Origin of the sequence: Halorubrum sp. GN11_10-6_MGM (assembly GCF_005435165.1) — an archaeon.
In the GTDB taxonomy this organism is placed as follows: Archaea; Halobacteriota; Halobacteria; order Halobacteriales; family Haloferacaceae; genus Halorubrum.
Genome location: NZ_SGUC01000035.1, coordinates 22,399 through 28,398 on the forward strand (window position 1 = coordinate 22,399; position 6,000 = coordinate 28,398).

The 6,000-nt window shown below is 69.3% G+C and carries 5 protein-coding genes; 4 read left to right on the top strand and 1 reads right to left on the bottom strand.

Features of this window, described 5'->3' with window-relative positions:
• The first annotated feature begins 212 nt into the window (after window positions 1–212).
• Complete coding sequence (locus tag EXE46_RS13865; protein ID WP_137688970.1) at window positions 213–1,136, top strand: coiled-coil protein; 924 nt, start codon at window positions 213–215, stop codon at window positions 1,134–1,136.
• A gap of 125 nt (window positions 1,137–1,261) precedes the next feature.
• Here EXE46_RS13865 and EXE46_RS13870 read toward each other — a convergent pair whose 3' ends face one another.
• Window positions 1,262–2,590: a PQQ-binding-like beta-propeller repeat protein gene (locus tag EXE46_RS13870; RefSeq protein ID WP_137688971.1), complete on the bottom strand. Its 1,329-nt coding sequence runs from the start codon at window positions 2,588–2,590 to the stop codon at window positions 1,262–1,264.
• Between the two features lie 225 nt (window positions 2,591–2,815).
• Here EXE46_RS13870 and sppA point away from each other — a divergent pair, with 225 nt between their 5' ends.
• From sppA to EXE46_RS13885, 3 genes are all read left to right on the top strand, one after another.
• Window positions 2,816–3,751: a signal peptide peptidase SppA gene (gene sppA / locus EXE46_RS13875; protein WP_137688972.1), complete on the top strand. Its 936-nt coding sequence runs from the start codon at window positions 2,816–2,818 to the stop codon at window positions 3,749–3,751.
• A gap of 100 nt (window positions 3,752–3,851) precedes the next feature.
• A complete protein-coding gene (locus EXE46_RS13880) occupies window positions 3,852–4,988 on the top strand; it encodes a DUF373 family protein (RefSeq protein ID WP_137688973.1) in 1,137 nt (378 codons plus the stop codon).
• 55 nt (window positions 4,989–5,043) lie between these two features.
• On the top strand, window positions 5,044–5,868 hold the full coding sequence (locus tag EXE46_RS13885) for a shikimate dehydrogenase (protein ID WP_137688974.1): 825 nt from the start codon (window positions 5,044–5,046) through the stop codon (window positions 5,866–5,868).
• Window positions 5,869–6,000: the final 132 nt, after the last annotated feature.

Genomic DNA, 6,000 nt, shown 5'->3' on the forward strand with positions numbered 1-6,000 from the left:
AACCACGGAGATCGCGCGGTACACGCTCCGTGCCACCGGTGTACACGAAAATCACCGAAGTATTTATGTATCGCCCGGGGGTAGTTGCGGGTACCAGAACGCCTCTGGCGCTGGTGGAATCGCACGCTGAAATGAACGGGAGTTCTTGCAGACGGCCCGACGCACCACAGCGAGCGTCCGCTGTCGCCGGAGCGGTGATGGAGAGATAACAAATGGTAACGAAAGAAGAAGTCATCGAGCAGTACGACGTGGAACCGATGGACGAGGCGGACAACGTGGACCTTTCTGAGGACGACCTGGAGAACGGCTCCAAGGGCCAGCTCATCAAACGCGCCGGACAGCTGCGAGACCGACGCAACGAGCTGAACCAGATGGCGTCCGAGCGCGCCTCCGAGCGCGACGACCTCAACGCGAAGACGCGAGAGAAGGTCGACGAGGCCCAGGAACACCGCGAGAAGCGCGACGAGCTCAACGAGCAGGTCCAGGAGCACAAGGACAAGCGCAACGAGCTCAACGCCGAGGCCAACGAGCTGTTCGACGAGGTCGAGGAGCTCAAACAGGACATGGAGCTCGGCTCCGGGAAGTCCATCGAGGAGCTCGAAGAGGAGATCGAGGACCTCGAGTTCCGCCAGCAGACCGAAGTGCTCGACGCGGAAGACGAGCGCGAGCTCATCGAGAAGATCGACGACAAGCGCGAGAAGCTCGCGGAGAAGAAAGAGAAGGTCGACGACACGAGCGAGCTCGACGACCTCGTCGAGGAGGCCGAGGAGGTCCGATCCGAGGCGTCCCAGCACCACCAGAAGGTGACGGAGCTCGCGGACAAGGCCCAGGAACACCACAACCAGATGATCGAGGCCTACCGCGAGGCCGACGACATCCGCGACGAGGCCGACGAGATGCACGAGCTGTTCGTCGAGGCCCAGGAGGCGGCCGACCGCCACCACGAGGACTTCGTCCGCGTCCAGAAGCGCCTGCGCGAGCTCGACAAGAAGGAGGAGGAAGAGCGGAAGGACGAGCGCGCCGAGAAGCGCGAAGAGGAGAAAGAGGAGGCCGAGGAGATCTATCAGAAGTTCAAGGAGGGCGAGACGCTCGACACCGAGGACCTGATGAAGCTCCAGAAGACCGGCCTCCTGTAAGTCGGTCGATTCCCCCGGTTCCGACGCGTTTTTTCGGTTTTTCGCGGCTGACAGCGTCGCGGCCGTCGAGCGGAAAGACCGGCCGCGACGACCGACGATGCCGGGAGAAATAGGCAAAGACGCGATTATTGTTCGGTCCCGCATTCCGGACAGTACGTCGGGTCGTCGAGCCCGCGCTCGATGAAGTTCATCCCGCAGTTCCGACACTTCCGATGGACTCCACACGACGGACAGAACACCGACTCGCCGGACGCGGGCAGATCCGCACCACAGCTTTCGCATATCCCGGTCTCCCTCTCATCCGTGTCCCCCGTCCGGTCCGAGCGGTCCCTTGCCTCTATCATGCCGGAGCGGCCTGTTTCGGTCCGGGCCACGGCGTACACGTTCCCGTTATGGTTCCCGAGGAACACCGTCGAGTCCGTCAGCGTCACCGCGGTCCAGTCCCCGGCGCTGGCCTCGAAACGCCACTGCTCGGTCCCGTCGTTCGCGTCCACCGCACACACGGTCCCGCCGTGGCCGCCGACAAACACGCTCGAATTCGCCACGATCGGTGGGGTTTGGATCCCCCCTCCGACAGCGAAGCGCCATTTCTCGATCCCCCCGTCCGCGTCCACCGCGTACAGGGTCCCGTCACTGCCTCCGACGTACACCGTCGAATCGACCGGGACGGGAGAATAGTGAAACGCCCCCTCGGTTTCGAACCGCCACCGTTCGGCCCCGTCTCTCGCATCCACCTCGTACACGGTTCCGTCGCCGCCCCCGATGTACGCCGTCGATCCCGTCACCGCCGGTGGAGCATCCCCGAATCCGACCGCGAAGCGCCACTGCTCGGTCCCGTCGTTCGCGTCCACCGCGTACAGGTTTCCGTCTCCGCTTTTGACGTATGTCGCCGACTGCGTAACCACCGGGGGGCTCCGGATCAGATCTCCGGTCTCGAAGCGCCACCGTTCGGTCCCGGTGGTCGCGTCTAGGGCGTACAGGCTCCCGTCGTGGCTCCCGACGTAGACGGTTCCGTCGGCCGTGTTCACCGACCGTTCCACAAACCCGTCGGTCTCAAAACGCCACTGCTCGTCTCCGGTCGCGGCGTCAAGTGCGTACAGGTACCCGTCCGTACGGCCGCCGGTGTACACGGTCGCGTCGGTCACGATCGGCCGTTTTCCGCCTTCGAAACGCCACCGTTCGGTCCCGGTGGTCGCGTCTATCGCGAACAGACCTCCCGATCGGTGCCCGACGTATACCGTTTCGCCCGCCACGACCGGCGTCGTGGCGAAGTCACCCCGAGTCTCGAAGCGCCACCGTTCCGACCCGTCGTCCGCGTCCACCGCGTACACGTTGCCGTCGCTGCTCCCGACGTACACCGTACCGTTCCTCACCGTCGGCCGAGAGTTGAGCCAGCGGTCAGTCTCGAAGCGCCACCGTTCAGTCCCCGGGGCCGATCGTCGCCCGTCGCTCATCGCTGACCGGTACCGCGTCGTCGAAAATAAAACGTCCAGTTCGGAACGGCGGGGAACGACCGTTCGGTCGAACGGCGGCCGCGGTGCCTACGTCGGGTCCGTTAGTGCGTCACCGCGTACGATCCTCCCGTGTCACCTCCGAGTCGTGCGGCCGGTGACGTGCGTCCCACTGACGCCGATTCACACAACGCCAGTATATAACCGTCCGCGTTCCTTACCGCCGGTATGGACGACGCGCCGGCGAACGGACGGAAGGGGTTGCTCGCGGCCGCCGCGGTGGGCGCGGCGACGACGATCGCGGGCCGCGCGGTCCTCGCGCGGCTCACCGGCGGGCGGTTCGGCGACGCCGACGAGTACAACACGGCGAAGGTGACCGTGTCGGGGCCGATCCGTCGGAAACAGGGGCGCCCGTCGCCGCTGTCTGGCCCGGGCGGCGCGACTGCGGGCGACGTGGTCGAACAGATCGAGGCGGCCGACGAGGACGAAGACGTCGAGGCGCTCGTCGTCGAGCTCAACACGCCCGGCGGCGAGGTCGTCCCGAGCGACGACATCCGGCGGGCCGCCGCCGACTTCGGCGGCCCGACGGTGGCGTACGCGACCGACACCTGCGCGTCCGGCGGCTACTGGATCGCGAGCGGCTGCGACGAGCTGTGGGCGCGCGAGGCGAGCCTCGTCGGTTCCATCGGCGTCGTCGGCTCCCGGCCGAACGCGAAGGGGCTCGCGGACAAGCTCGGGATCTCCTACGAGCAGTTCACCGCCGGCGAGTACAAGGACGCCGGCGTGCCGCTGAAGGAGATCGAGGAGGACGAGCGCGAGTACCTCCAGGGGATCATCGACGGCTACTACGAGCAGTTCGTCGAGACCGTGAGCGAGGGGCGCGACATGGACCCCGAGGCGATCCGAGAGACCGAGGCGCGCGTCTACCTCGGGGAGGACGCCGCCGAGATGGGGCTCGTCGACGAGCTGGGGACCGAAGACGACGTCGAGGACCGCCTCGCCGATCTGATCGGGGCGGAGCCCGAGGTGCGCGAGTTCACGCCGGAGCGCGGGCTCGCGGAGCGGCTCGGGATCGGGGCCGAGCGCGTCGCGTTCGCCGCCGGGAGCGGCGTCGCGGGCGTGTTCGCCGACGACGGCGGCGACATCGACGTAGAGCTGCGGTAGCGGCGGTCGAACGGGCGCGCCGAGGGACGGCGCCGACCGACGGTGCGGCTCCGACGATCGACGGGGAGGATTTTTGTCCGGCCGCGGTGTGAGTCGACACGTGACGACGCTGGTCATCTGTGTCGACCGGTCCGGGGCGATCGGTCGCGCCACCAACGTCCCGATGCCGGTCGCCGGCTGGGAGGCCGTCCGGTCGCTGGTCACGGACGCCGGGCTGGACGATCCCGAGGACGCCAGCGTCAACTGCCTGCTGGAGTCGCTGCGCGTAGCGCGCGACCTCAGAGACGAACGCGAGGAGTCGGTGGTGGCGGTCGTCTCCGCCGAGAGCGACTCCCCGGTCGGCGCCGACCGCTCGATCGCGGCCCAGCTCGACGACCTCGTGGAGCGATACGACCCCCGGGCCGCGATCGTCGTCGTCGACTCCGCCGAGGACGAGCGCGTCCTCCCGGTCGTCGAGTCCCGAGTTCCCGTCGACTCGGTCGATCGCGTCGTCGTCCGGCAGGCCCGCGACATCGAGTCCACCTACTACCTGCTGAAGCAGTTCCTCGCCGACGAGCAGCTGCGGTCGACCGTCCTCGTCCCGTTCGGCGTCGCGCTGCTTTTGGTGCCCGCGCTGTTCTACTGGTTCTCCGCCGGCGAGGCGGTCGCCGGCGTCGCCGGGCTGCTCGGCGCCGCGCTGCTGTACAAGGGGCTCGCGATCGACCGGTTCGTGGCCGGGATGCCGGAGCGCGTCCGCGAGGCGCTGTACGCCGGGCAGGTGTCGATCGTGACGTACGTCGTCGCGGGCGGGCTGGCCCTCGTCGGCGGGTTCTTCGGCTTCCTCGCCGCCTCCGAGCTGGACCCCGGGTCGCCCCGGCTCGTCGAGGTCGTGGAGTTCGCCTACGCGGCGGTGCCGTGGTTCGCGGTCGGCGGCGTGACCGCGGCCGTGGGGCGGCTGCTGGACGAGCTGATCCGCGACGAGGGGATTCGGACGCCATACCTCAACCTCCCGTTCGTCATCGCCGCCGTCGCCTTGGTCGTCCGCGGCTTCGCCGGCTACTTCCTCGCGCAGGAGGCGATCCGCGAGCCGCTGTCGGCCTACGGGATGACGATGACGCCGGTCCAGCAGCTCGCGGCGTTCATCGTCGGCGGCATCGTCGTGTCGCTGGTCGGCGTCAAGGTCGCCAGCGACGTCGGCACCGAGACCCTCGAAGACGTCATCGACGCGGAGCGAGACCGGGACGGACAGCGGGAGTGAGACCGTCCCGTCACCGACCGACCGCCTTTTGTCGGTCGCGGCCGCGTGAGCGGGCATGGACGTGTACGGACTGATCGGGAACCCGGTCGGCCACTCGCTGTCGCCGCCGATGCACGAGGCGGGCTACGAGGCGCTCGGTCTCGACGCGCGGTACGTCACCTTCGAGCCGGACGCCGACGCCGCGGCCGCGGCGATCGCGGGCGCGGCCGACCTCGGCGTCGCCGGGCTCAACGTGACGGTCCCGTTCAAGCAAGACGCCCTCGACGCGGTCGACCCCGCCCCGCTCGCCGAGCGGATCGGCGCGGTCAACACGATCGATTACGGCCCGGTCCGGGCGGGCGAGGCCGACCGACCGCGCGGCCACAACACCGACGCCGCCGGGGTGACGCGGGCGCTCGCGCACCACGACGTGACGGTCGACGGTCGCGACGCGCTCGTGGTGGGCGCGGGCGGCGCGGGGCGGGCGGCCGCGTTCGCGCTCGCCGACGCCGGCGCGACCGTTCACGTCGCGAACCGCACCGCGGAGCGCGCGGTCGAACTGGCCGCGGACGTGCCGAACGCGACCGGCGGCGGCCTCGACGACCTCGGCGACCGCGTCGCGGCCGCCGACCTACTCGTCAACGCGACGAGCGTCGGGATGGAGGCCCCCGACGAGACCCCCGTCCCCGCGGACCACCTCCACGGCGACCTCGCGGTCCTCGACGCGGTGTACGCGCCGATCGAGACTCGGCTGCTGCGCGAGGCAGCCGCCGCGGGCGCGACGACGGTCGACGGCGCGTGGATGCTGCTGTACCAAGGGGTCGAGGCGTTCGAGATCTGGACCGGCGAGGACGCGCCGGTCGACGCGATGAACGCGGCGCTGCGGGCGGAGCTGGAGTGAGGCGGCGGGAGCAACTACTCATAAACAGACGATGCGGTGGCGCGCCGGTGAGCGGCCGCCGGTGGCGGCCGCGAACCGCCCGCGAGGGACGCGGCGAGCGCTCGGAGAGCGCGAGCCGCGAGGCTGGGGAGG

Coding starts and splice junctions, on each gene's coding strand:
- EXE46_RS13865 (WP_137688970.1), top strand. CDS start 213: ATGGTAACGAAAGAAGAAGTCATCGAGCAGTACGACGTGGAACCGATG.
- EXE46_RS13870 (WP_137688971.1), bottom strand. CDS start 2,590: ATGAGCGACGGGCGACGATCGGCCCCGGGGACTGAACGGTGGCGCTTC.
- sppA (WP_137688972.1), top strand. CDS start 2,816: ATGGACGACGCGCCGGCGAACGGACGGAAGGGGTTGCTCGCGGCCGCC.
- EXE46_RS13885 (WP_137688974.1), top strand. CDS start 5,044: ATGGACGTGTACGGACTGATCGGGAACCCGGTCGGCCACTCGCTGTCG.